The organism is Aeromicrobium flavum (assembly GCF_007992115.1).
Taxonomy (GTDB): domain Bacteria; phylum Actinomycetota; class Actinomycetes; order Propionibacteriales; family Nocardioidaceae; genus Aeromicrobium; species Aeromicrobium flavum.
In genome coordinates this window covers 184,252-207,718 of the sequence record NZ_BJZQ01000003.1, presented here as the reverse complement: position 1 = coordinate 207,718, position 23,467 = coordinate 184,252, and the positions used below count along the sequence as shown (strand labels likewise).

21 protein-coding genes are annotated in these 23,467 nt (G+C 69.8%); 5 read left to right on the top strand and 16 right to left on the bottom strand.

Annotation, left to right across the window (positions count from 1 at the left end; genetic code table 11):
- Window positions 1–37: 37 nt before the first annotated feature.
- From AFL01nite_RS05455 to AFL01nite_RS05445, 3 genes are all read right to left on the bottom strand, one after another.
- The gene (locus AFL01nite_RS05455; protein ID WP_146826207.1) at window positions 38–1,135 is read right to left on the bottom strand and encodes an ABC transporter permease; all 1,098 of its coding nucleotides are present in this window, start codon (window positions 1,133–1,135) and stop codon (window positions 38–40) included.
- Window positions 1,132–2,694, bottom strand: a complete 1,563-nt coding sequence (locus tag AFL01nite_RS05450) for an ABC transporter ATP-binding protein (protein ID WP_222593399.1) — start codon at window positions 2,692–2,694, stop codon at window positions 1,132–1,134. Before AFL01nite_RS05450 ends, AFL01nite_RS05455 begins: the two co-directional genes overlap by 4 nt.
- Window positions 2,695–2,795: 101 nt before the next feature.
- A complete protein-coding gene (locus AFL01nite_RS05445) occupies window positions 2,796–3,842 on the bottom strand; it encodes a BMP family lipoprotein (RefSeq protein WP_246119599.1) in 1,047 nt (348 codons plus the stop codon).
- A 153-nt stretch (window positions 3,843–3,995) separates the two neighbouring features.
- On the opposite strand from AFL01nite_RS05445, the gene AFL01nite_RS05440 reads away from it, so the two are divergent.
- Complete coding sequence (locus AFL01nite_RS05440) at window positions 3,996–4,466, top strand: universal stress protein (RefSeq protein WP_146826203.1); 471 nt, start codon at window positions 3,996–3,998, stop codon at window positions 4,464–4,466.
- On the opposite strand, the gene AFL01nite_RS05435 is transcribed toward AFL01nite_RS05440, so the two are convergent.
- Window positions 4,467–4,931, bottom strand: coding sequence for a hypothetical protein (locus tag AFL01nite_RS05435; RefSeq protein ID WP_146826201.1), 465 nt, complete (start codon window positions 4,929–4,931; stop codon window positions 4,467–4,469).
- A gap of 42 nt (window positions 4,932–4,973) precedes the next feature.
- Entirely contained in the window at window positions 4,974–6,140 is a 1,167-nt protein-coding gene (locus AFL01nite_RS05430; protein ID WP_146826199.1) for an amidohydrolase, read from the bottom strand.
- Between the two features lie 103 nt (window positions 6,141–6,243).
- Here AFL01nite_RS05430 and AFL01nite_RS05425 point away from each other — a divergent pair, with 103 nt between their 5' ends.
- Window positions 6,244–6,852: a vitamin K epoxide reductase family protein gene (locus tag AFL01nite_RS05425; protein ID WP_186813824.1), complete on the top strand. Its 609-nt coding sequence runs from the start codon at window positions 6,244–6,246 to the stop codon at window positions 6,850–6,852.
- Between the two features lie 16 nt (window positions 6,853–6,868).
- Here AFL01nite_RS05425 and AFL01nite_RS05420 read toward each other — a convergent pair whose 3' ends face one another.
- On the bottom strand, window positions 6,869–7,399 hold the full coding sequence (locus tag AFL01nite_RS05420) for a CGNR zinc finger domain-containing protein (RefSeq protein WP_146826195.1): 531 nt from the start codon (window positions 7,397–7,399) through the stop codon (window positions 6,869–6,871).
- A 39-nt stretch (window positions 7,400–7,438) separates the two neighbouring features.
- On the opposite strand from AFL01nite_RS05420, the gene AFL01nite_RS05415 reads away from it, so the two are divergent.
- Window positions 7,439–8,443 carry an EamA family transporter gene (locus AFL01nite_RS05415; protein WP_146826193.1) on the top strand — a complete coding sequence of 335 codons (1,005 nt, stop codon included), beginning with the start codon at window positions 7,439–7,441 and terminating at the stop codon, window positions 8,441–8,443.
- Here the strand turns inward: AFL01nite_RS05415 and AFL01nite_RS05410 are convergent.
- The 8 genes from AFL01nite_RS05410 to AFL01nite_RS05375 all read right to left on the bottom strand — a co-directional run bounded on the left by AFL01nite_RS05410 (window position 8,375) and on the right by AFL01nite_RS05375 (window position 19,816).
- Complete coding sequence (locus tag AFL01nite_RS05410; RefSeq protein WP_146826191.1) at window positions 8,375–9,673, bottom strand: MFS transporter; 1,299 nt, start codon at window positions 9,671–9,673, stop codon at window positions 8,375–8,377. The two genes, AFL01nite_RS05415 and AFL01nite_RS05410, sit on opposite strands and share 69 nt — an antisense overlap.
- Window positions 9,670–10,086 carry a MarR family transcriptional regulator gene (locus AFL01nite_RS05405; RefSeq protein WP_186813823.1) on the bottom strand — a complete coding sequence of 139 codons (417 nt, stop codon included), beginning with the start codon at window positions 10,084–10,086 and terminating at the stop codon, window positions 9,670–9,672. Before AFL01nite_RS05405 ends, AFL01nite_RS05410 begins: the two co-directional genes overlap by 4 nt.
- 79 nt (window positions 10,087–10,165) lie before the next feature.
- Complete coding sequence (locus AFL01nite_RS05400; RefSeq protein ID WP_146826187.1) at window positions 10,166–11,836, bottom strand: O-antigen ligase family protein; 1,671 nt, start codon at window positions 11,834–11,836, stop codon at window positions 10,166–10,168.
- Window positions 11,837–11,914: 78 nt separating this feature from the next.
- Window positions 11,915–14,704, bottom strand: a complete 2,790-nt coding sequence (locus tag AFL01nite_RS05395) for a carboxypeptidase-like regulatory domain-containing protein (RefSeq protein WP_146826185.1) — start codon at window positions 14,702–14,704, stop codon at window positions 11,915–11,917.
- A gap of 248 nt (window positions 14,705–14,952) precedes the next feature.
- On the bottom strand, window positions 14,953–16,260 hold the full coding sequence (locus AFL01nite_RS05390; RefSeq protein ID WP_146826183.1) for a hypothetical protein: 1,308 nt from the start codon (window positions 16,258–16,260) through the stop codon (window positions 14,953–14,955).
- 136 nt (window positions 16,261–16,396) lie between these two features.
- Entirely contained in the window at window positions 16,397–17,137 is a 741-nt protein-coding gene (locus tag AFL01nite_RS05385) for a succinate dehydrogenase/fumarate reductase iron-sulfur subunit (RefSeq protein WP_146826181.1), read from the bottom strand.
- A complete protein-coding gene (locus AFL01nite_RS05380; protein ID WP_222593398.1) occupies window positions 17,134–19,092 on the bottom strand; it encodes a fumarate reductase/succinate dehydrogenase flavoprotein subunit in 1,959 nt (652 codons plus the stop codon). Before AFL01nite_RS05380 ends, AFL01nite_RS05385 begins: the two co-directional genes overlap by 4 nt.
- A 7-nt stretch (window positions 19,093–19,099) precedes the next feature.
- A complete protein-coding gene (locus AFL01nite_RS05375; RefSeq protein WP_246119598.1) occupies window positions 19,100–19,816 on the bottom strand; it encodes a succinate dehydrogenase cytochrome b subunit in 717 nt (238 codons plus the stop codon).
- 81 nt (window positions 19,817–19,897) lie between these two features.
- Here AFL01nite_RS05375 and AFL01nite_RS05370 point away from each other — a divergent pair, with 81 nt between their 5' ends.
- Window positions 19,898–20,776 (top strand): LysR family transcriptional regulator, encoded by an 879-nt coding sequence (locus tag AFL01nite_RS05370; RefSeq protein WP_146826177.1) that lies wholly within the window; start codon window positions 19,898–19,900, stop codon window positions 20,774–20,776.
- A 1-nt stretch (window position 20,777) separates the two neighbouring features.
- On the opposite strand, the gene AFL01nite_RS05365 is transcribed toward AFL01nite_RS05370, so the two are convergent.
- Together AFL01nite_RS05365 and trpS are read right to left on the bottom strand one after the other, a co-directional pair.
- Window positions 20,778–21,290 carry a 2'-5' RNA ligase family protein gene (locus AFL01nite_RS05365; protein WP_246119597.1) on the bottom strand — a complete coding sequence of 171 codons (513 nt, stop codon included), beginning with the start codon at window positions 21,288–21,290 and terminating at the stop codon, window positions 20,778–20,780.
- Entirely contained in the window at window positions 21,287–22,306 is a 1,020-nt protein-coding gene (gene trpS, locus AFL01nite_RS05360) for a tryptophan--tRNA ligase (RefSeq protein ID WP_146826175.1), read from the bottom strand. Before trpS ends, AFL01nite_RS05365 begins: the two co-directional genes overlap by 4 nt.
- Window positions 22,307–22,368: 62 nt before the next feature.
- Between trpS and galK the strand changes: the two genes are divergently transcribed.
- The gene (galK, locus tag AFL01nite_RS05355) at window positions 22,369–23,457 is read left to right on the top strand and encodes a galactokinase (protein ID WP_186813822.1); all 1,089 of its coding nucleotides are present in this window, start codon (window positions 22,369–22,371) and stop codon (window positions 23,455–23,457) included.
- Window positions 23,458–23,467 lie beyond the last annotated feature (10 nt).

The following is a 23,467-nucleotide window of genomic DNA, read 5'->3' as shown; positions in this document are numbered from 1 at the left end:
GGCATGAGAGCCCTGTTGCTCGCTCGCTGACGCTCGCTCATGCCGACACCTCCTTCTGCTGGAACTGCGGGTCCAGGGCGGCCGCCACGTGGCGCTGCTCGAGGCGGACCCCGTAGCGGCGCACCACCTCGTACGCGATGACGACGGTGAGCACGATGACGCCCTGCGTGACCTTGACGATGTCGGGCGAGACGTCGAGCAGGATCTGCAGGGGGTTGGACTGCTGGTCGAGCCACGCGAACAGCAGAGCGCCGATGGCGATGCCGATCGGGTGGTTGCGGCCCAGCAGGGCGATGGCGATGCCGGCGAAGCCCAGGCCCGACTGGAACGTCGAGCCGTAGGCGTAGGCCTGGCCGAACAGCAGCGGCAGGCCGACGAGGCCCGCGATGGCGCCGGACATGAGCATCGTCACCAGCATCATCTTCTTGACGTTGATGCCGGACGCGACGGCGGCGCTCTCGGACTGGCCGGCGGCGCGCAGGTCGAAGCCGAAGCGGCTGCGGTTGAGCAGGACCCAGTAGGCGATGCCCACGATGACCGCGATGACGACGAAGCCGTAGATCTCGCCGCCCAGGAACGGGATGCCGGGGATGCGGCTGCCCTCGGGCAGCGGTTTGGTCGAGATGATGTTGCTGCCCTCCTCGCGCACGGCGACCTTGCGCAGCAGGTACGCGACGACGGCCGTGGCGATGGCGTTCAGCATGATCGTCGAGATGACCTCGGAGACGCCGCGGGTGACCCGCAGCAGACCCGCGATGCCGGCCCACATGGCGCCGACGAACATGCCCGCGAGCAGCGCCAGGACGATGTTCAGCGGGCCGGGCAGCAGTGCCTCGCCGGCGACCCAGGCCGCGGCGAAGGAGGCGATGCGGTACTGGCCGTCGACGCCGATGTTGAACAGGTTCATGCGGAACCCGATCGCCACCGCGACCGCGGACAGGTAGTACACCGTGGCCGAGTTGACGATGTTGACCATCGTGCGGTTGGTGGGCCAGCTCAGGATCTGGCTCCAGACGCCCAGCCAGTCGTCGCCGGCCAGGATCAGCACGAGGCTCGTGATCAGGAACGCCGTCACCAGCGCCAGCGCCGGCGCGGCCAGCGCGAGCGCGATCCGCGTCATCCGCGACCCCGTCATGCGGTCTCCTCCTCGTCGGTGGCACCGGTCATCGCCGAGCCGAGTTGTTGCGGCGTGACGTCGCCGGGGTCGAAGGTGCCGACGAGACGGCCACGCAGCAGCACGGCGATCGTGTCGGACAGGCCGATCAGCTCGTCGAGGTCGGCCGAGATCAGCAGCACCGCCAGGCCGTCGCGCCGGGCGCGCTTGATGTGGTCCCAGATGGCGGCCTGGGCGCCGACGTCGACGCCACGCGTGGGGTGCGCGGCGATCAGCAGGCTCGGCTCGCTGCTCATCTCGCGGCCGACGATCAGCTTCTGCTGGTTGCCGCCGGAGAGGGCGCGGGCGAGGGTGTCGATGCCGGGCGAGCGCACGTCGTACTCGCGCACGATCCGCTCGGTGTCGTCGCGGGCGCCGCGGCGGTCGATGAACGGGCCGGCGATGTTCGGCTCGCGGGTCTGGTGGCCCAGCACGCGGTTCTCCCACAGCGGCGCGTCGAGCAGCAGCCCCTGGCGGTGCCGGTCCTCGGGGATGTAGCCGATGCCCGCCTCGCGGCGCTCACGCGTGGACCAGCCGGCGATGTCGCCGTCGTTGAGCTCGATGCGGCCCGTCGCGTCGGGACGCATGCCCATGATCGCCTCGACGAGCTCGGCCTGGCCGTTGCCCTCGACGCCGGCGATGCCGAGGATCTCGCCGCGGTGGATCCTCAGGGAGATGCCGTCGAGCAGCGGCCGGCCGCCCCGCGCGTCGGGCAGGTGCAGGTCGACGACCTCGAGCACCTCGACGTCGGTGACCGTGGAGAGCTCGGTGCTGGGGCTGGGCAGCTCGGAGCCGACCATGAGCTCGGCCAGCTGGCGCGACGTGACGCTGTCGGCCGGCACCGTCGAGACGGTGGCGCCGCGACGGATCACCGTGACCTCGTCGGCGACCGACAGGACCTCGTCGAGCTTGTGGGAGATGAAGATGACGGCCAGGCCCTCGGCCTTGAGCTCGCGCAGGTTGTCGAAGAGCTCGTCGACCTCCTGCGGCACCAGGACCGCGGTGGGCTCGTCGAGGATGATGATCCGCGCGCCGCGGTAGAGGACCTTGAGGATCTCGATGCGCTGGCGGGCGCCGACGCCGAGGTCGGCGACCAGGTCGTCGGGCTCGATGCCGAGGCCGTAGGCGGCGGAGATCTCGCGGATCTTCGTGCGCGCGCCGTCGCCGATGCCGTGGAGCTTCTCGGCGCCGAGCACGACGTTCTCGAGGACGGTGAGGTTGTCGGCCAGCATGAAGTGCTGGAACACCATGCCCACGCCGTGGCCGATCGCGTCCGACGGGCTCGAGAGGACGACGGGTTGGCCGTCGAGCTCGATCGTGCCCGAGTCCGGCTTCTGCACGCCGTAGAGGATCTTCATCAGCGTCGACTTGCCGGCGCCGTTCTCGCCCACGATCGCGTGGATCGTGCCACGACGGACGTCGATGTCGACGTCGTGGTTGGCGACGACGCCGGGGAAGGTCTTGCCGATGCCGCGCAGGCGGACCGCGACGTCCGGTGCGCCGGTGGCGCTGGCGCCGGGATCGGTCGATGTGTTGCTCACGATGTCACCTTCTGGTGGTTCAGCGGACCCAAAGGAGGCGGCCCGGCCCCACGCTATCGCGCAGGGCCGGGCCGCCGGGCCTCAGTGCTTCGAGGACCCGATCACTTCGAGGGAACCGTGATGGTCCCGTCGATGATCTGCTGCTTGTACTCGTCCAGCTTGTCCTTGATGTCGTCGACGTGACCGCCGGTGGTGGAGTAGCCGACACCGTCGGACTTCAGGTCGTAGACCTGCGGGCCCGTCTTGATGTCGTCGCCCTCGACGCCCTTGAGGAAGTCGTACACCGCGACGTCGATGTTCTTCGTCATCGAGGTCAGGATGCTGTCGCGGACCGACTCGTCGGCCGTCTTCGCCTGGTCGGAGTCGACGCCGATGGCCCACTTCTTGGCGTCGGTGGCCGCCTGGAAGACGCCACCGCCCGAGCCGCCGGCCGCGTGGTAGACGACGTCGGCGTCCTTCTCGAACATGCCGGTGGCGGCCGTGTTGCCCTTGGCCGGGTCACCGAAGCCGCTGAAGTCCGGCGGGGTGCTCAGGTAGACGGACTGGACCTTGACCTTGGGGTCGGCGGCCTTGGCGCCGGCCTTGTAGCCAGCCTCGAACTTCTTGATCAGCTCGGTGTCGACACCGCCGACGAAGCCGATCGTGCCGGTCTCGGACTTCAGCGCGGCAGCCGCGCCGACCAGGAACGAGCCCTGCTCCTCGGCGAACAGCAGGTTGCTGATGTTCTCGCCCTCGACGGCGTCGTCGACGATGGCGAAGTTGACGTCGGGGTTGGCCTTGGCGATCTTGCCGACCGACGCGGAGTACGCGAAGCCGACGGCGACGACCGGGTTGTAACCGGCGTCGACGAGCTGCTGGAGGCGCTCCTCGCGAGCGGACTCGGGCTCGCCGTCCTGGGCCTCGGCGTCCTTGACCTCGAAGCCGAGCTCGCACGCGGCCTTGTCGAGGCCCTTGGCGGCCGAGTCGTTGAAGGACTGGTCTCCACGACCGCCCACGTCGAAGGCCATGCCGACCTTGACGTCACCCTTCTCGACGCAGTCCTCGCCGGCGGCGCTCTCGTCGTCGCTGCTCTTCTTCGAGCAGCCGGCTCCGGCGAAGACCAGGGCGGTCACGGCGGCCGCTGCGGTCAGCTTGTTCAATCGACGCACTTTTTCCTCCTCGGGGGCTGCGCCCCGACACGAGGGCGCACGCGATGTCAGGACGACAGTAAGCGTCCGCGGGGCCACCACGGACCGACTCTGCAGTCTCAGTGGCAACTGTCACCGAACCGTAATCAAACCCCGGGGCCCTAGGATCGGGGCATGCCCTTCTCCGGACCCATCGTCGTCGGACACGACGGCTCTGACTTCGCCGACCAAGCCCTGCGCTGGGCCCTCGCGCTGGCCGAGCGGGCCCACCTGCCGGTCATCATCGTCCGCGCCTGGACCATGCGCACCGCGCCCAAGCCCAAGACCCAGGAGTTCGGCTACGTGCCCCCGGCCTCCGACTTCGCCGATGCCGTGCGCGAGCGCCTCGAGGAGGCCACGCGCGAGATCCTCGCCGAGCACCCGGACGTCGAGGTGACCCTCCGCGTCGAGCGCGGCCAGCCGGCCACCGTCATCGTCGAGGCCAGCGAGGGCGCGTCCCTGCTCGTCGTGGGTCCCCGCGGCCTGGGTGGCTTCAAGGGCCTGATGCTGGGATCGGTCAGCGAGCACGCCGTCGGCAACGCCTCGTGCCCCGTCGTGGTGGTCCGCGGCGACGACGACCCGGCCCAGGCCGAGCCCGAGGCCTGACTAGTCGGGGGTCGGCTCGAACCAGACGATCCCCCACCGCTGGGTGGGCTCGGCGCGGATCGACCACGCCACCGTGCTCGCGCCGTCCGTCCTGACCCAGAGTCCCGCCGGTGTGCCGTCGCAGGTGACGGAGAGCGGCTCGTCCGCGACTTCGAGGTCCACCCGCAGGGTTCCGCCACCGATGCACATCACCCGGAACGCGTAGCCGCCGTCCGCCCGGAAGAAGCGTGTCTCGGTCGGCCCGCTCCCTTCCTCCTCGGCGACGACGGACCCCGATCGCACGGGCTCCTGCAGCCTGACCTGGTCCAACGGCGACAGCTCGGCCGGCGGCGCGGAACGCGCGGGCGGTGTCAGCACCGAGTCGCTCGGCGCGGCCGGGGCGTCCTCCGAACCGGGGTCGCACGCTGCGAGCAGCGCGAACGGGACGACCGTCGCCGCGAGGGCTCGGAGCAGGGACCGCGGCACGCGGGGAACGTAGCGGCGCCCCGCCGGCGCGTCAACGATCGGTCAGGCGATGGCCGCGTTGGCGAGCACGAGCGCACCGACGGCGATCGCCCGCTCGTCGACGCGCAGGTTGCCCTGGTGCAGGTCGTACGTGGGTCCGCCCGGCGTGCGGGTGCCGAGGCGCGCCATCGTGCCGGGGAGCGTCTCGACGTACCAGGCGAAGTCCTCGCCGCCGAGGCTCTGGGCCGTGCTGGCCACGCCCTCGGGGCCGAGGGCGGTCGCGACCGCGGCCCGCAGGCGCTCGGTGACGCTGAAGTCGTTGACGACCGGCGGCACGCCCCGGGTGTAGGTGAGGTCGACGCCGACGCCGAACGGCTCGACGATGTCGGCGATGATGCCGCGCACGAGGTGCTCGGCGTCGTGCCAGGCGGCCGCGTCGAGCATGCGCAGCGTGCCCTTGAGCTCGCCCACCGCCGGGATGACGTTGGCGGCGTTGCCGGCGCTGACCTGGCCCCAGACGAGGCTGGCGCCGGCGCGCGGGTCGAAGCGGCGCGACAGGACCGCGGGCAGCTGGGTGATGAGGCTCCCGAGCGCGAACGTGAGGTCCTCGGTGAGGTGCGGCCGGGAGGTGTGGCCGCCGCGGCCGTTGAGGACGACGTGGATCTGGTCGGAGGCGCCGGTGATGGCACCCTCGCGGATGCCGACGCGGCCGACGTCGAGCGACGGGTCGCAGTGCAGGGCGAAGATCCGGCTGACGCCCGCGAGCGCGCCGTCGGACAGCAGCCGCAGCGCGCCGCCGGGCATGACCTCCTCGGCGGGCTGGAAGATCAGGCGGACCCGGGTGGGGAGGCCGACGGTGCGGTCGGCCTCGGCCAGGGCGGTGGCGGCACCGATGAGCGCCGAGACGTGCACGTCATGACCGCAGGCGTGCGCGACGCCGGGGTTCTTGGAGCGCCACGGGTCCTGCGTGGTGTCGAGGATCGGCAGCGCGTCCAGGTCGGCGCGCAGGGCGACGATGGGACCGCCGGTGGGGCCGATGTCCACGGAAAGGCCCGTGCCCTCGAACCGCTGGGGGCTGAGCCCGAGCTTGTCCATCCACGCGAAGACGAGGTCGGTGGTGCGCTCCTCCTGCCACGAGAGCTCGGGGAAGGCGTGGAGGTCGCGTCGCAGTTCGATGAGGTCCGGGGTCACCGTCTCCACGGCGCGCGCGATGGTTTCGTGAAGGGTCATGACCTGTCGAGTCTACGCCTGTCGCGTGCGCCCCGAGGGACGTCTCATGCCCGGGCGGCGAACTTCACACCGGGCGCTCCCGGGCCCCCGTTACTCTCACGCCATGGAGAAAACCTTCAGGCCCGACGTCGTGACGCGATGGGCGATGATCGTCGCCGGGGTCGTCGGCTTGATCGCCGCGACCGTCCTGACGTACGACAAGCTGCAGCTCCTGCAGCAGAAGCTCGACGTCGCCAACGGCGATGCCGACGAGGTCGCGGGCTTCTTGTGCGATGTGTCGCGGTGGGCCAGCTGCAGCGGCGTCATGAGCTCGGAGGAGGCCTCGGCCTTCGGCATCCCGAACTCGATGCTGGGGATGATCGGGTTCTCGGTCCTGCTCGCGCTCGGCGTCGTCCACGTCAGCGGGATCTCGCTCCCGCGGTGGATGTGGGCCGGCGTCCAGGTCGGCGTGACGGCGGGCGTCCTCTTCGTCACGTGGCTGCAGTACCAGGCGATCTACGACATCGGCCTGCTGTGCCTCTACTGCGTCGCCGTGTGGATCGTGGTGATCCCGATCTTCGTCCTGGTCACCCGGGCGAGCCTCAACCTGTGGCGTCCCGGGTCCCGCGTCGCGCGATTCCTCAGCAACTGGACGCTGCTGGTGGTGCTGCTCTGGTACGTCATCGTCACCGGCCTGATCTTCATCGAGTTCGGCAGCTCGGTCTTCTCCTAGCCCTTCGGGGACTCCTTCACCCCCTCCGCGCCCGGTGGGCGGCCTGAGCCTCGCGGTTGCCGCACGTGGTGCTGCAGAACTTGCGGGACCGATTGCGGGAGAAGTCGACGACGACGTCGTCGCAGTCGCTGGCTGCACAGGTGCCGAGCCGGTCCATCTCGTCGGCGCGGATGACGTCGATCATCGCCATGGCGGTCTCGACGAGCACCCGCTCGTGCAGCGGGCGGTCGTCGGCGATGGCGTGCACGTGCCAGTCGAGGCGGTCGTGCCGCACCAGCCGGGGCACGGCCTGCTGCTCGGCGAGCACCGCGTTGACCAGGCCCACCGCGTCGCCGCGCTCGGCAGTGAGCAGCTCACGCAACCGCGGTCGGATGGCACGGACGGCCTCGAGATCGGCGCGGGTCCGCGGACGCGCGCCGGTGAAGGCCCAGCGGTCGAAGAACTCGGTCAGGTCGTCGAGCGCCTCGAGGGTGTCGCGCTCCCCCGCGGAGTTGGCCAGTTCGGCAGCGGCTCCGAGGGCGTCGGAGACGTCAGGAGTGAAGACCATGTTGACACCTTACGACACCACGCCGTACCGTCAGGACTCATGAGCACCGACACCCCTGACATCGTCCGGCCGACACGTCGGACCGCCACCGGCCTGGCGCTGGCGCTGACGTCCGCGGTGGCGTTCGGGCTGTCGGGCACCCTGGCTCGCGGCCTGATGGACGCCGGGTGGTCGGCCGGCGCGGCCGTCGCAATGCGCGTCACCATGGCCGCGCTCGTGCTGGCCGTCCCCGGCGCCCTCGCCGTCCGCGGGCGCACCCGGCTGCTGCGCACCCACGCACGGACGATCGTCCTGTACGGGCTCCTGGCCGTCGCCGGTGCCCAGCTCTTCTACTTCATGGCGGTCGCGCGCCTGGACGTCGCCGTGGCCCTGTTGATCGAGTACACCGCGCCCGTCGCGGTCGTGTGCTGGATGTGGTGGGCCGGCGGGCAGCGCCCCGGCCGCCTGACCGTGGTCGGCGCGGTCGTCGCGGCCGGCGGTCTCGTGCTGCTGCTGGACGTGGGCGGCGCCGCGATCGACGTCGTCGGCGTGCTGCTGGCGCTGGGCGCGATGGTGGGCGCCGCGGCGTACTTCGTCATCTCGGCCGATGACACGAGCGGGCTCCCGCCCCTCACTCTCGCGGCGGCCGGGCTGATGGTCGCCTCCGTCGTCTTCTGGGCCACGGCCCTGGTCGGCTGGCTGCCCCTGACGATGACCACCGCTCCGGTCACCTTCACGATCGGCACGGTGCCGTGGTGGGTCCCCGTCGTCCTGCTCGGCCTCGTGACGGCGGCCCTGGCCTACGTCACGGGCATCGCCGCGGCACGCCGCCTCGGCTCCCGCCTCGCCTCGTTCGTGGCGCTCTCGGAGGTCGCAGCCGCCCTGGTGTTCGCGTGGGTCCTGCTGGACCAGCAGCCCGGGCCGGGCCAGTTCGTCGGGGCGCTGCTCGTCCTCGGCGGGGTCGTCGTGGTCAAGCTCGGCGAGCGCCGCGTGGGCTCAGTCGGCCCCGACGAGAACCTCCTGGTCGAGCCCCTGCCGATGCATCAGTCGCCGCACGGCCGGTGAGATCCGGCCCCGCGCGGACAGGTGGTGCGTGCGGGCGTAGAGCGCCGTCGCCACCGCGATCCCCAGGGCCGACATCGTGCCGCCCAGGATCATCGTCCAGCGCGCGCCGAACGCCTCGCCGATCCAGCCGATCAGCGGCGCGCCCAGCGGGGTGCCGCCCATGAAGACCATGAGGTAGAGCGCCGCCACCCGTCCGCGCATCTCCGGCGCCGACGTCATCTGGATCAGCCCGTTGGCGGACGTGACCATCGTCAGCGACGACACGCCCAGCAGCGGCAGGATCAGCGCGAACGTCAGGTAGCTCGGCATGAGGCCCGCGGCGATCTCGGCGAGGCCGAACGTCATCCCGGCCACGACCACGAAGATCAGGCGCGGCCGCGTGCGGCGGGCCGCGAGCAGCGCACCGGCCAGCGAGCCGACGGCGAGGATCGAGCCGAGGATCCCGTACTCACTGGCGCCCTTGCCGTAGACCTCGGTGGCCATCAGCGCGGACGTCATCTGGAAGTTCATCCCGAAGGTGCCGACGAAGAACACACAGGTCAGCAGGAGCACGAGATCAGGCCGGGACCGCACGTACCGGACACCCTCGCGGACGGCACCCTTGCGACTGCCGGACACCGGCGAGGGGCGCAGCCGCCGCACGTCGAGGGCGGTCAGCGACGCGATCACCGCCAGGTAGCTGGCGGCGTTGGCGAGGATGACCCAGCCGGTCGCGGAGACGCCGCTGCCGAGCGCGGCGATGAGCAGGCCGGCGAGCGCCGGGCCGATCATGCGCGCGGTGTTGAAGGACGCGGAGTTCAGGCCGACCGCGTTGGCGAGGTGGTCCTGGCCGACCATCTCCGAGACGAAGGACTGGCGTGCCGGCGCATCGAACGCCGCGCCGACACCGAAGACGAACGCGATGACGTAGACGTGCCACGCCTCGACCGCGCCGGTGATCGCCAGCACGCCGAGGAGAGCGGCCGGGATCGCCATCGCCAGCTGGGTGACCTTGAGGACCTGCTGCTTGGGGAACCGGTCCGCCACGACCCCCGCGACGGGGCTGAACAGCAGGGCGGGCAGCAGCTGCAGGCCGGTGGTGATGCCCAGCGCCGTGCCGCTGCCGGTGAGCACGAGGATGAGCCAGTCCTGCGCCACCCGCTGCATCCAGGTGCCGATGTTCGACACCAGGGCGCCCATGGCGTAGACGCGGTAGTTGCGGATCGACAGGCTGCGGAACGTGGGACTCAAGCGTCGTCCTCCGCGAGCCGGACCAAGAGGTCGGTGGCTTCCCGGAGTCGTGCGCGCTCGGCCGCGGTGAAGGTGGTGAGGCGTCGGTCGAGCCACAGGTCGCGGCGCTGCCGCTCCTCGGCCAGGACCTTCTCGCCGAGGTCGGACATCGAGATCAGGACCTGGCGGCCGTCGTCGGGGTGGGGGTTCTTGAGGACGTACGCGTCCTCGAGCAGGCACTTGAGGGTCCGGGCGACCGACGGCTGGGAGACGCGCTCGCGCGCGGCGATCTGGCTGGGCGTCGCGGGTCCGAGGACGCGCACGGACCCCAGCACGGAGAGCTGGGTGGCGGTCAGGTCGGACTGGCGCTCCTGGCGCAACCGTCGGTTGAGTCGGGCCACCGCCTGCGCGAGACGCTGCGAATCGGTGGGCATGTCCTTAGCATAGTTCATTAACCATGCTAACGAAAGAGATGCCGCTCACCCTCACAGTCTCGGAGGATCTGTGTCGATCTCACTGCGAGGCGAGAACACGCTTGATCGGGGCGATTGCCGGATGATCTCGATCGATTCTTTCGGCCTGCTCGACGTCGGTCCGAGCGCCCCCCACGTCCCCCGTCGACAAGCGGGCGATTGCTCGCTGGATGCGCGGGTCGGCCTCGGCCGGTGCATCGGCGACCAGTTCGTCCAGAGCCTGCAGGGCCTCGCCCTGTCGGCCGGACGCGTTGAGTGCCACCGCCCGCGCCAACCTCGTGGCGTAGGTGTCCGGGGTGCGCTCGAGGCTGCGATCGGCCCAGTCGATGGTGAGGTCCACGGCCTCGGGATCTGAGGACAAAGCACCCGCCAGCGACTGCGCGGCGAGCATCGCGACGTCCGAATCCCAGCCTCGGGTTCCCGCCGCCGCAGCGAACTCGCGGTCCGCCGCGACGGCGTCCCCGCTCATGGCGTGCGTGACACCCAGTTGCACCTGGACATCCGCGACCGAGGCGGCCAACGCCCACGGGACGAAGAGCGTTGCAAGAACGGAGCTGGCGAGGACGGTGGACCGCGGGACGACACCGCCCTCCGCGACCAGCGCTCCAGCAAGGAACGCGGCGAGGACGACCGTCCCGGCGATCGTGAAGTGGGTCAACAGGACGAGTCCGTACGCCAACACGGCCGCGAACGCGCCGATCGCGAAACCGTCCTGCTCCTCTTGTTGCACGCGACGCAGCCCCCGCACGAGGACGACGACGGCGAGGACGAGCACAGCCGCAAGTCCCACCACGCCCCCGGCATTCCACGCCTGCAGAACCCACACATGAGGCGAGTCCGGCGCTCCCCCTGCCGCGCTCGCGACGTCGAGCCAGCCGTCGGACAGGTGCGCCCCGATCGCGTCGACGTACCCGCTGGGACCGACGCCCAGAAGCAGATGATGACCGAGGAGGTCGATGCTGTCGGCCCAGAGCACCCGCCGGACATCGAAGGTCGCGGCATCGAGGAGCCTGTTCCGCACCACCGGCACGCACACTGCCGTCAGGCCGACAACTGCGGTGGCCGGCAGCAGAACGAGAGCCGATCGATCGCGACGGGCGAGCACATGGACCGCCACCACGACGACCGTCGCGAGCAGAACGGCTCGCGATCCGGACACCGCGACGACCGATCCGGCACAGACGATCCCGACCAGGGCCCACGTCTCACGCGCAAGCGCCGGCACCACCAGAACGGCCGCGATCATGAGGGCGACGACCGCTTGGTCGGTGGCGTTGCCCAAGAGCCCCCCGGACCGTTCCACGTCACCTCGTCCCAATGGTGCGAAGCCGGCGATCTCGGCCCAGGCAACGACGGCCATCAACGCCGCCGCCACGACGAGGGCGCGACGGAAGAACTCCGCGCGCCCCCTGTCCCCGGTACCGAGCAGGTGAGCGCCGAGCACGGCGCTGCCGACGTAGAGCAGGAGCACCGGAAGGCCCTCGTACCTCGGCCACCTGCCGAGGAGCGACGAGAGTGGTGCTGCGCTCGCGGCCGCTGAGACCACGATCGCCGCCAGGGCGGCGGCCACCGGAATCCAGATCGTCCGGGGCAGGCGCCCTGACCCGGGTGCCCACATACCCACCCCGACGGCCAGCGCCGCGAACGCCAACTTGGGCCAGACGAACCGGTCGAAGCCACCGGGCATGAACACGACAACCGACGCGGCCACGAGGACCAGGGAAGCCGTCGCCCGCCCGGACCCCACCGGTGGACTGAGGGCCGGACGGGCGGCAGGTGTCGCGACCACCTACTTGACGGTGGCCTTGACGGTCCGGGACAGCGGAAGCACGGTGCTGTTCCCGAGGTACTTGACGACGTAGGTGCGTTTGCCTTTCTTTTGTTTCTTCACCACGACCTTCACCTTGCCCTTGCGAACCTTCCCCGTCGCGACCTTCTTGCCCTTGAGGAAGATCGTGACCTTCCCGTTCACGGCCGATGCCGGGAGTCCGCGTCCGGATAGCTTGACGGTGAGCGTGGCCTTCTTCTTCGCACCCCTGGCGTTGACCTTCATTGCCACCGCTTGCTTGACCACGGCGGTCGCACTCGTCGTCACCGGCGCGGGGGCATACCCGGCGACCGTCGCCGCTACGCGCACACTGATTCGACTGCCACGGTCCGCGGCGACGAGCCGATACGTGGACTTCGTGGCTCCGCCGATCACCGCGCCGTTGCGCAGCCACTGGAAGCTCGGTTTAGCTCCAGCCACGGACCAGGATCCCACTGATGCGCTGAGGGTGGAACCCACCTTGGCCGTGCCCGTCAGGAGGGGCTTCTCGGTGGTCCTGAGCACTCCCGGTGACACAGGACCGAGCACGTTCGAGTCGGCGGTAGCCGGCTGATGGCCTGATTTCGAGGCCGTCACTCTGACACTGATCCTTCGGCCGAGATCTGTGGCCGTGAGCACGTACGTCGTACCAGTTGCGCCCGCGATCGGAGCGCTGTCACGACGCCACTGGACGGATGGGGACACCCCGCTCACACTCCAGGAACCCACCACCGCGGTCAGCACCTGGCCCACCGCAGGGACACCTGAAACCTTCGGCGCCACCGTGTTCCGGATCGCCGGAGTAACCTGAGTCCCGTCGACGAGCTGCAGGACACGTGGTAGCAGAGTGGGGGCCCCGGTCCGGACCTGCACGGTGTCGCCCAAGTCGGCGGACGTCGAGGTGTACGTGGTCGAGTGCTGGTCCAGGTAGAAGGTGGAACCGACGCAGCTCTTCGTAACTCGCACCTTGTACTGACCCGTGCTGAGTCCCTGGACTAGGAAACCACCGTCCTCCTGAGTTGACGCACGCCGTGCCACACGAACTCCGCTCGTGTCGTAAGCCTCGACCCAGCAGCCCACGGCCGCGGATCCGTCCCTTCTCTTGACCGTGCCCCGAATGGTCCCGCCGGTCCAATACGTGGCGCTCACGCCGGCCGTCGTCGAGCCCCATCCGAGGGTGACGACCGTCGCCGCCGAGACACCACGTGTCTCGTCGACTCCTGCGTGATACTGAGCCGCGTACCGTGTCAACGTGCTGGAGCGCTCGAAAGCGATGGCGTAGGACCCCGCGGCGAGACCATCGATGTCATAGCTCCACGTTCCGTCCTCGTTGCCCTCGAGCGACGCCTCAGTGACGAGTTCGCCGGACTGCGACAGCGCCCGAACCGACTTCGGCCGCGTGGCGGCTGTGATGGTCCCGCTGATCCTGCCTGCTGGACGAAGCGTTACGTCACGTCCCACCGCTTTCGACCCCGCCGTCAGATTGATCATTCGCGCCTCAGCGCCGAAGGCCGTCCCGTTGACCGTGCCGTTCCAGAACACGCGGGCGGCGGCCGGCTGGTGACCTGGGATGAACCGCAGACGGACCGATCCGGGAGTCGCACCCGGAACGTAGACCGTGTAAGCCCCGGCCCTCCAGAGGTGGGACGACCCCACGACACCCCACCGTTCTCCCACCAACTGTTGGATCTCGATATTGACACCGGCCTCAAGACCTTCATCCTCATCGCTCTCCCAAGACAGTCCGGGCGAACTCACCGAGCCGGAGACAGCAGCACTGGGACGGATCGCGACGTCGCGCCGCACCTCCTGCCCGACCACGACGGTCGCGGCCGAAGTCGGCTCCGACCAGTACTGGTCGTTCCCCGCAGTGAAGACCACCCGATACGTCCCTGCTCCAGGGGCGATGAGTGTGAAGGAGCCGTCCGACACGACGGACGCTGACGTCATTCCGGGCAGTTCGTCCGGCTCGTTCCATCCCATTGAGCCGTCCTCACCAGCTTTGTACTGCTCCAGACGGACATGCGACGACCAGTCCTCGTCCGCGAACTCAGGCGGAAGACTCGAGGAACCACTCATGCTCACCCGTCCCGAGAACCGCGGGCCCTTGTCGAGTTTGATCGAGAGGCCGGTCTTGAGTTGACCGGTCGCCAATGTGAAGGGCGCGCTCATCGTCTTCACGTAACCGAGTTCGTCCTGCCAGACCGGGACGACTCCGACCCGGTACGTCCCGGCCTCCAACTGGTCGAAGGAGAAGTCCTTCACACCTCGCTCCCAAGCCTCCAGTTCGTCGACCTGTTCCCATGCACCCAGCGCCGTGCGCTGCTCGATCGTGAACGAGCTCGCTGACTCCAACCCCGGTGCCACGAGCGTCCCACTGACGCCAGCGCCCTTGACCATGGTCACATTGACGTTGGCGCGACGCTCCCCAGCGGCGAGCTCGATCCACGGGGAGTTGGCCGGAACGTAGTGTGAAGACGCCAAGACCCTGACTTGATAAGTCCCGGCGTCGAGGCCATCGAAGCGATAGGAGTAGGCGGCTTCTCCACCGTCGAACGCGTGGCCGTCGATGTAGTCGTGCGAACCATCGCCGAACTGATCCTGAACGAGCTCCACCGAGAGGCCCGCTCCGAATTCGGACCCGTCTGGCAGCGTGATGGTGCCGACGATCGAGCTCGTCGCAGCCGCTTGGACGGGAGCCGCCACAAGGACACCCACGATCACAGAGGCGGCGGCAAGGAGAACAACGAAGAGGCGTGTGTGCAGGCGCATCAGCAGCGGACTTTCGTTCGGGGCTTCGCATCCTGAGCGGCACCGGTCCCGAGATCATCCCATCGCAGCACGGCCGTCGTCGCGAAATCTGCTGATCTCGTTGGCTATTCTTCTCGACGGAGACAGAGTCTTACGGTCGCGGCAGCGACCTCAGGTGAATCAACTACTCGAGAAGGTCCGGCCCCTGGCGATCGCGCGCTGCGGCGCGACGAAGGGCCCGCCGAACGGGCGGGCCCCAGCGTCTCAGCTCAGCGGATCCTGACCTTCAGCGACTTCGTCGCCGAGGTGATCGACTTGTTGCCCGACCAGCGGATCGTGTAGGTGCGCTTGCCCTTCTTCTGCTTCGCGATCTTGATCGTGGCCTTGCCGCCTCGAACCGTCACGGTCTTGATGCGCTTGCCCTTGGCGTAGACCGAGGCCTTGCCGTAGATCCGCGCGGTGTCGATGTCGGGCGCCTTGACCCGCACGGTGAAGGTGGCCTTGCGCTTGCCGGGCTTGGCCTTGACGGAGAGGGAGCTGCGGCTCTTCGCGAAGACGTAGGCGGACGCGAGGTTCGGGCCCTCGTACCCGGCTCGGACCGGACGGGCTCGGACCATGAGGGAGTCGCCGATGACGTCGGAGGTGACCGTGAACGTCCGACCGGTGCCCACGAGCGCGTCGTACTCGCCCAGCACCGACGCACTGCCCGCGTACCACTCGTAGACCACGGAGGTCGCCGCCGGCGCGTAGCTGCCCGGCTGGGCGGTGAGCGTCGCACCCAGTCGCGGGGTGCCCGTGATCCGCGGCTTCGTGACCGTGGTGAACTTCGTCGCCAGCGTCAGGGTGACGTCCTTCGCAGTGACGCTTCCGCCGCTCAGGTCGACCGCGGTCGCCTGGTCGAAGCTCGGGGCGCCGTACGTCGTTCCGTCCCAGAACGCTGTCAGCACGTCGAGCGCCTCGCCGAACTCGCACTCCTCGGCCGGGTCGTCCGGGCACGGACGCTGGTGGTACCGGACCCGGACCTCGTCGTAGGGCCGCGGGACCGAGAGGGTGTAGGTGCCGTCGGCCGCCACCAGCGCGGTTGCGGCGACCTCCGTCGACCACGACGGCTCACGCGTGGTGTCGGCCGAGACGAGCAGCGGTCCATCGGGATCCAAGCCGGCAAGGGTGAAGCCCTCGGTCGAGACGCGCCCGGAGATCTCGCGGTTCGGCAGGAGCTGCAGGTTCACCCCCGTCCGCTTGACCCCCTTCGACACCGAGACGGTGCGGAAGTCCGAGCTGCTCTGGTCGAAGACCTGCGCCTGCACCCGGTAGGTGCCCGCATCGGCGAGCGGCAGGGAGTACGTGCCGCCGACCTTCGCGGCCGTGCCGCGGTTGACCGTCACCCAGTGGCCGGACGCCAGCCGGCGCTGCACGCCGACCCAGACGTCGGCGTCCGCCGGGAGTCCCGGCGCCGCCGTGACGGTGCCGGAGACCGTCCCGGCGGTGGCCGCCTGCGCGGCGCCGACCGGTGCGATCAGCAGGCCGGCGACCAGCCCCAGCAACACGAGCGCGATGCGCCGTAGCGAGTGATTCATGGTTCCCCCGAAAGAAAGTGACACGTTCGTACCGACTTCCGGCACCCTACGTCACACGCGTGACGTTGGGAACCGATCCACCGACGACGAAGGGGCCCACCTCGCGGTGGACCCCTTCGATCGGTACTGCGTCAGCTCACGCCTTGGTGAGGGCGTTGCGCATGTCGCGGTACAGGTGGCTGATGACGTCGAGCGGGATGCCCTTGGGGCACGCCGCGGTGCACTCGCCGATGTTCGTGCAGCCGCCGAAGCCCTCGAAGTCCATCTGCTCGACCATGCCCAGGACGCGGGAGTCGCGCTCGGGCTGGCCCTGCGGCAGCAGACCCAGGTGGGTGATCTTCGCAGCGGTAAACAGCATCGCCGAGCCGTTGGGGCACGCCGCGACGCACGCACCGCAGCCGATGCACGTGGCCGCCTCGAACGCGTGGTCGGCGTCCTCCTTCGGCACCGCGATGTTGTTGGCCTCGGGCGCCGAGCCGGTGGGCGCGGTGATGTAGCCACCGGCCTGGATGATCCGGTCGAACGCGCCGCGGTCGACGACGAGGTCCTTGACGACGGGGAAGGCCCCGGCACGCCACGGCTCGATGTCGATGACGTCGCCGTCGTGGAACGTGCGCATGTGCAGCTGGCACGTCGTGGTGACCTCGGGACCGTGCGGGATGCCGTTGATCACGACGCCGCACGTGCCGCAGATGCCCTCGCGACAGTCGGAGTCGAACGCGACGGGCTCATCGCCGGCGAGGGTCAGCTGCTCATTGAGGACGTCGAGCATCTCGAGGAACGACATGTGCTCACTGACGTCCTCCAGGCCGTAGGTGACCATCTCACCCTTGGACTCGGCGTTCTTCTGGCGCCAGACACGAACGGTGATCTTCACTTGTAGCTCCTGGCCTTCATCTCGACGTACTCGTATTCCAGCGGCTCCTTGTGCAGGATGGGCTGGCTGTCGGCGAACTCCCACGCGGCGACGTAGGCGAACTCGTCGTCGTGGCGGAGGGCTTCGCCGTCCTCGGTCTGGCTCTCGCCACGGAAGTGGCCGCCGCAGGACTCGCGGCGGTTCAGCGCGTCGATGCACATCAGCTCACCGAGCTCGAAGAAGTCGCCCACGCGGTTGGCCCGCTCGAGCGTCTGGTTGAACTCCTCGGCCTCGCCGGTGACCTTGACGTTGCTCCAGAACTCCGCCTTGAGGTCGCGGATCATCTGGATGGCCTTGATCAGGCCCTCCTCCGTGCGCTCCATGCCGCAGTAGTCCCACATGATCTGGCCGAGCTCCTTGTGGAAGGAGTCGACCGTGCGGGTGCCGTTGATCGAGAGCAGCTTCTGCACCCGCTCCTCGACGGCCTGCTGGGCCTCGACGACGCGCGGGTGGTCCTCGGGGACCTTCTCGTACGGCGCGTGCGACAGGTAGTTGGCCAGCGTGTACGGCAGCACGAAGTAGCCGTCGGCCAGGCCCTGCATCAGCGCCGAGGCGCCGAGGCGGTTGGCGCCGTGGTCCGAGAAGTTGGCCTCACCGGCGACGAACAGCCCGGTCAGGTTGCTCTGCAGGTCGTAGTCGACCCACAGGCCGCCCATCGTGTAGTGCACGGCCGGGTAGATGCGCATCGGCTGCGTGTACGGGTCCTCGCCGGTGATCCGGGCGTACATGTCGAAGAGGTTGCCGTACTTGGCCTCGACGGCCGGGCGACCGAGGCGCTCGATGGCCTCGGCGAAGTCCAGGAAGACACCGAGTCCGCCCGGGCCCACGCCCTTGCCGGCGTCGCACTGGTACTTGGCCGCACGCGAGGCGATGTCGCGCGGGACCAGGTTGCCGAACGCCGGGTAGATGCGCTCGAGGTAGTAGTCGCGCTCGTCCTCGGGGATGTCCGAGGGGAGGCGGTCGTCGCCGGCCTTCTTCGGCACCCAGATGCGGCCGTCGTTGCGCAGCGACTCGCTCATCAGCGTGAGCTTGCTCTGGTAGTCGCCCGAGACGGGGATGCAGGTGGGGTGGATCTGCGTGTAGCAGGGGTTCGCGAAGTAGGCGCCCTTGCGGTGCGCGCGCCACGTGGCCGTGACGTTGCTGCCCATGGCGTTCGTCGAGAGGAAGAAGACGTTTCCGTAGCCGCCGGTGGCCAGCACGACCGCGTCGGCCAGGTGGGTCTCGATGTCGCCGGTGACCATGTCGCGCACGATGATGCCGCGGGCACGCTCGGTGCCGTCGGCGTCGGGCACCATGATCAGCTCGAGCATCTCGTGCCGCGTGTTCATCTCGACCGTGCCGAGGCCGATCTGGCGCTCGAGGGCCTGGTAGGCGCCGATCAGCAGCTGCTGACCCGTCTGACCGCGGGCGTAGAACGTGCGCGACACCTGGACGCCGCCGAAGGAGCGGTTGTCGAGCAGGCCGCCGTACTCGCGGGCGAACGGGACGCCCTGCGCGACGCACTGGTCGATGATGTTCACCGAGACCTGCGCGAGGCGGTAGACGTTCGACTCGCGGGCGCGGAAGTCGCCGCCCTTGACCGTGTCGTAGAAGAGGCGGTAGATCGAGTCGCCGTCGTTGCGGTAGTTCTTCGCCGCGTTGATGCCGCCCTGGGCGGCGATCGAGTGGGCGCGGCGCGGGCTGTCCTGGTAGCAGAACGCCTTGACGTGGTAGCCGGCCTCGCCGAGCGTGGCCGCGGCGGACGCCCCGGCCAGGCCGGTGCCGACCATGATCACGCTGAGCTTGCGGCGGTTGGCCGGGTTGACCAGGTTCATGTGCGCCCGGTGCTCGTCCCAGCGCTTCTCGATGGGGCCCGCCGGAGCGGCGGTGTCGCGGATCTCGTCGCCGACGACGTGAAAGTCCAAAGCCATGTTCATGTCTCTCTCAGTCGACGATCCCGAGCAGGATCGCCCAGGGGGGAATCAGGAAGCCGATGGTGATGACGCCCGCGACGATCCACGACAGCGGCGTCAGGCGCGAGCCGACGCGGGTGCCGCTGTGGTTGGCGCCCAGCGTGGTGAGGGCGCTCCACACGCCGTGCCACAGGTGCAGGCCGACGGCCAGCAGCGCGATCGTGTAGGACAGCACGACCCACCAGATCTCGAAGCCGTTGACGAGGCGCTCGTAGGGGCTGTCGCTCGCGCCGCCGGGGTGGATCTGGTTCCCGGTGAGGTGCAGCAGGTGGTAGATCACGAACAGCAGGATCACGACGCCGCCCCAGCGCAGGGTGAACGAGGCGTAACTGCGCTGGATGCCGCGCGAGCCGCGCGGCGAGTGGTAGCGCTTGCCGCCGACGAACCCCGCCGCCTTGCGGTTGCGGCGCCACAGCATCACGGCCGCGTAGGCGTGGCCGATGATCGAGGCCAGCAGCAGGACGCGGATGATCCACAGCGCACCACCGAAGGGCAGGTACGGCTGGCCCAGGGTGCGCAGGTGGTGCGAGTAGTCGTCCAGCGCCTCCTGGCCCGCGAAGACCTTGAGGTTGCCGTACATGTGCAGGAGCAGGTACCCGACCATGATCAGGCCGGTCACCGCCATCAGAAACTTCAGCGCGACCGTGCTCCGCTGTGCGGGCAGGCGCGTCATCTGGGAAGTGGCCACGGCGACAGGTTAGGCCCGTTCGACGATTCACGCGAAGTCGAAGTAAGGCCGACATTCATAGACGACGGCTATGATGGGTCGGTGCAACTGCGCCACCTGGCCTACTTCGTGGCCGTCGCCGACGAGAAGAGCTTCACGCGAGCCGCCGATTCGCTCGGCGTCTCGCAGCCCACACTGTCCAAGCAGATCCTCGCCCTGGAGAACTCGCTCGGCACCCGGCTGCTCGTGAGGGCCCGGGCCGGGGTCGAGCTGACCAGCGCCGGCGAGGCCCTCCTCCCCCACGCCCAGCGCATCCTGATCGAGGCCGAGAACGCCACCCGGTCGGTGCACGAGGTCGCCTCGCTGCAGCGCGGGCGGGTGCGGATGGGCGCCACCCCGTCGATGGTCGAGGGCCTGCTCGCGCCGGTGCTGCGGCAGTTCCGCGCCGAGCACCCGGCGATCGACCTCGAGGTGCACGAGGCGGGGTCGCGCGACCTCACCGCCGAGCTCTCGACGGGGCGGATCGACCTCGCCCTGCTGATCGTGCCGCTGGCCTCGCAGATCCCCGACCTGGAGACCGCGGTCGTCTACACCGAGCGCCTCGTGCTGGCCAGCCCCGCCGAGGCCGACATGCCCGACCAGATGGACGTGGCCGAACTCGAGGACCTGCCGCTGGTCATGTTCCGCGAGGGGTACGACCTGCGCGACGTCACGTTCCGCGCCTGCCACGCCGCCGGGTTCGAGCCCCGGCTGTCGGTCGAGGGCGGCGAGATGGGCTCGGTGCTGCGGTTCGTCGAGTCGGGCCTGGGCCATGCCGTCGTCCCCGACATCGTCATGGGCACCCGCACCGGCCTGCGCCGCACGCGCCTCGAGAACCCGCCGCTGTCGCGCAGCATCGCCGTCGCGCACCGGCCGCTCGACACGCTGCCGCTGGCCGCTCGGGCGTTCCGCGCCGTGCTGGTCGAGGCCCTCGAGGGCTGACTCAGCCCAGCGGGAAGGACGCGGTGGGCACCCAGCCGCGGTCGGCGTCGTCGACGTAGAGGTGGATCGCGTCGACCTCGAAGGAGCAGCGGAAGTCGATCAGCTCCTCCAGCGCGCGGTCGAGCGAGGCGTCGTCGACGTTGTGCGCGATCGTGACGTGCGGGTGGAACGGGAACTCCGGGTCGGGCGCGCCGATGGCCCCCCGGACCCCCTGGGCGAGGATCTCGATCTGGGCGATGCCCTCGCTGACCGCGACGAACACCACCGGACTGATCGGGCGGAACGTGCCCGTGCCCAGCAGGCTGACGGTGAACGGCGAGAAGCCCGCGGCGAGCTCACCCAGGTCGGCACCGATCGCATCGATCCCCGACTCCTCCACCACCAGCGGCGGCGCGAGCGTGATGTGGCTGGGGATGCGGTCGGCCATCATGTCGCCGAACGAGCGCCGCTTCTCGCGCAGCGCCTCGCCGAACGGCTCCGGGATGGCGATCGAGACGCCGACGGTGACGGTCACGGACGACCGCCCAGCGGCTGGGCGAAGCCCGAGCGCTCGTAGACGAGGTCGAGCGTGGGCGAGGCGACCTCGCGGGCCCGGGACGCGCCCGCGGCCAGGATGCGGTCGAGCTCGCCCCTGTCCTCCAGCAGCTCGCGCGTGCGGGCGCCGAAGTCGCCCACGAGCTGGCCGACGATCTCGGCGAGGTCGACCTTCAGGTGGCCGTACTGCTTGCCCGCGTACTCGACGACGATGTCGTCGATCGTGCGACCGGTGAGCACCGAGTAGATCGTCAGCAGGTTCGACACGCCCGGCTTGGCCTTCGGGTCGAACCGGATCTCGGTCTCGGAGTCGGTGACGGCCGACTTGATCTTCTTCGCGGCCTGCTTCGGCGTGTCCGTGAGGTCAATGACGCCGGTGTGCACCGGGTTCGACCCGCTCATCTTGTTGGTGGGCTCCTGCAGGTCGTAGATCTTCGCGGTCTCCTTGACGATGTGCGCCTCGGGGACGGTGAAGGTCTCACCGAAGCGGTGGTTGAACCGCTGCGCGAGATTGCGGGTGAGCTCGACGTGCTGGCGCTGGTCCTCGCCGACCGGGACCTTGTCGGCCTGGTAGACGAGGATGTCGGCCGCCATGAGGATCGGGTAGGTGAAGAGGCCGACGCTGGCGAACTCGGTGCCGGACTTGGCGCTCTTGTCCTTGAACTGGGTCATGCGGCTGGCCTCGCCGAAGCCCGTGACGCCGTTGAGGATCCACGCCAGCTGGGCGTGCTCGGGCACGTGGCTCTGCACGAACAGGGCGCTGCGCTCGGGGTCGACGCCCGCGGCGATCATCTGCGCGGCGGCCACGTACGTGCGCTGCGCCAGCATCGCCGGGTCGTAGTCGACGGTGATCGCGTGCATGTCGGGGATGAAGTAGAACGCCTCGAAGTCGTCCTGCAGCGTCACCCAGTTCATGAACGCGCCGATGTAGTTGCCGAGGTGGTACGAATCGGCCGTCGGCTGGGCGCCGGACAACGCTCGGGGGAGGCGTGACATGGGGACGATTGTGCCAGCCGCCACCGTGGGGGCGGGAGACGCCTGTGAGTAGGGTGAAGCGCGTGGACGACGTGCGCCGGTGGCGGGTTCCCGGCCGGGTCAACCTGATCGGCGAGCACCTCGACCACAACGGCGGGGCCACGCTGCCCATCGCGATCGACCGCTCCCTGCTGGTCAAGGCCCGCCTCCGCACGGACGGGACGGTCAACGTCTGGAGCCGCGGCGAGCGTGCCTCCTTCGCCGTCGACGTCGCTCCCGGAGACCTCTCGGACTGGTCCGCGTACGCCGCCGGCGTCGTCTGGGCGCTGCGGGACGCAGGCGTCGCCGTGACCGGTGCCGACCTCGTGCTGGAGTCCACGCTGCCCGTGGGCGCGGGCCTGTCCTCGTCAGCGGCGCTGACCTGCGGCGTCGCCCTCGCCCTGGACGACCTCGCCGGCGCGAGCCGCTCGCGCGAGGAGCTGGCCCGGATCGCGCAGCGCGCCGAGAACGACTTCGTCGGCGCCCCGACCGGCCTCATGGACCAGTACGCCGTGCTGTTCGCCGAGGCCGGCCATGCCGTGCACCTCGACTTCGGGTCCGACCCGCCCGCGGCCGAGCCCGTGCCGGCCGACTGGGGCGACGACGGACTCGTCCTGGCCGTCATCGACACCGGCGTGCACCACGAGCTGGCGGCCGGCGAGTACGCCGAGCGGCGACGCGAGTGCGCGGAGATCGCGTCCGAGCTGGGCCTCGAGCGGCTGGCCGCGATCGGGCTCGACGGCCTGCTGTCGCTGACGGACGAGACGGCCAAGGCCCGGGCCCGGCACGTGCTGACCGAGTCCACCCGCGTCCGCGGCGCCGTCACCGCGCTGCGCCGCCGCGACTGGACGGCGTTCGGCGCCATGCTGACCTCCTCGCACGCCTCGCTGCGCGACGACTTCGCCGTCTCCTGCGAGGAGCTCGACGTCGCCGTCGAGGCGGCCCTCGCCTCCGACGCCCTCGGCGCCCGCATGACCGGCGGCGGCTTCGGCGGCAGCGCGATCGCCCTCCTCCCCCCCAAGCGCGTCGACCACCTCCGCGCCCGCGTCGAGGCCGCCTTCGCCGCCCGCTCCTGGGCCGCCCCGGACGTCTTCACCGTCCACTCCTCCCCCGCCGCCGCCCGCCTCCCCTGACGAGGACGGA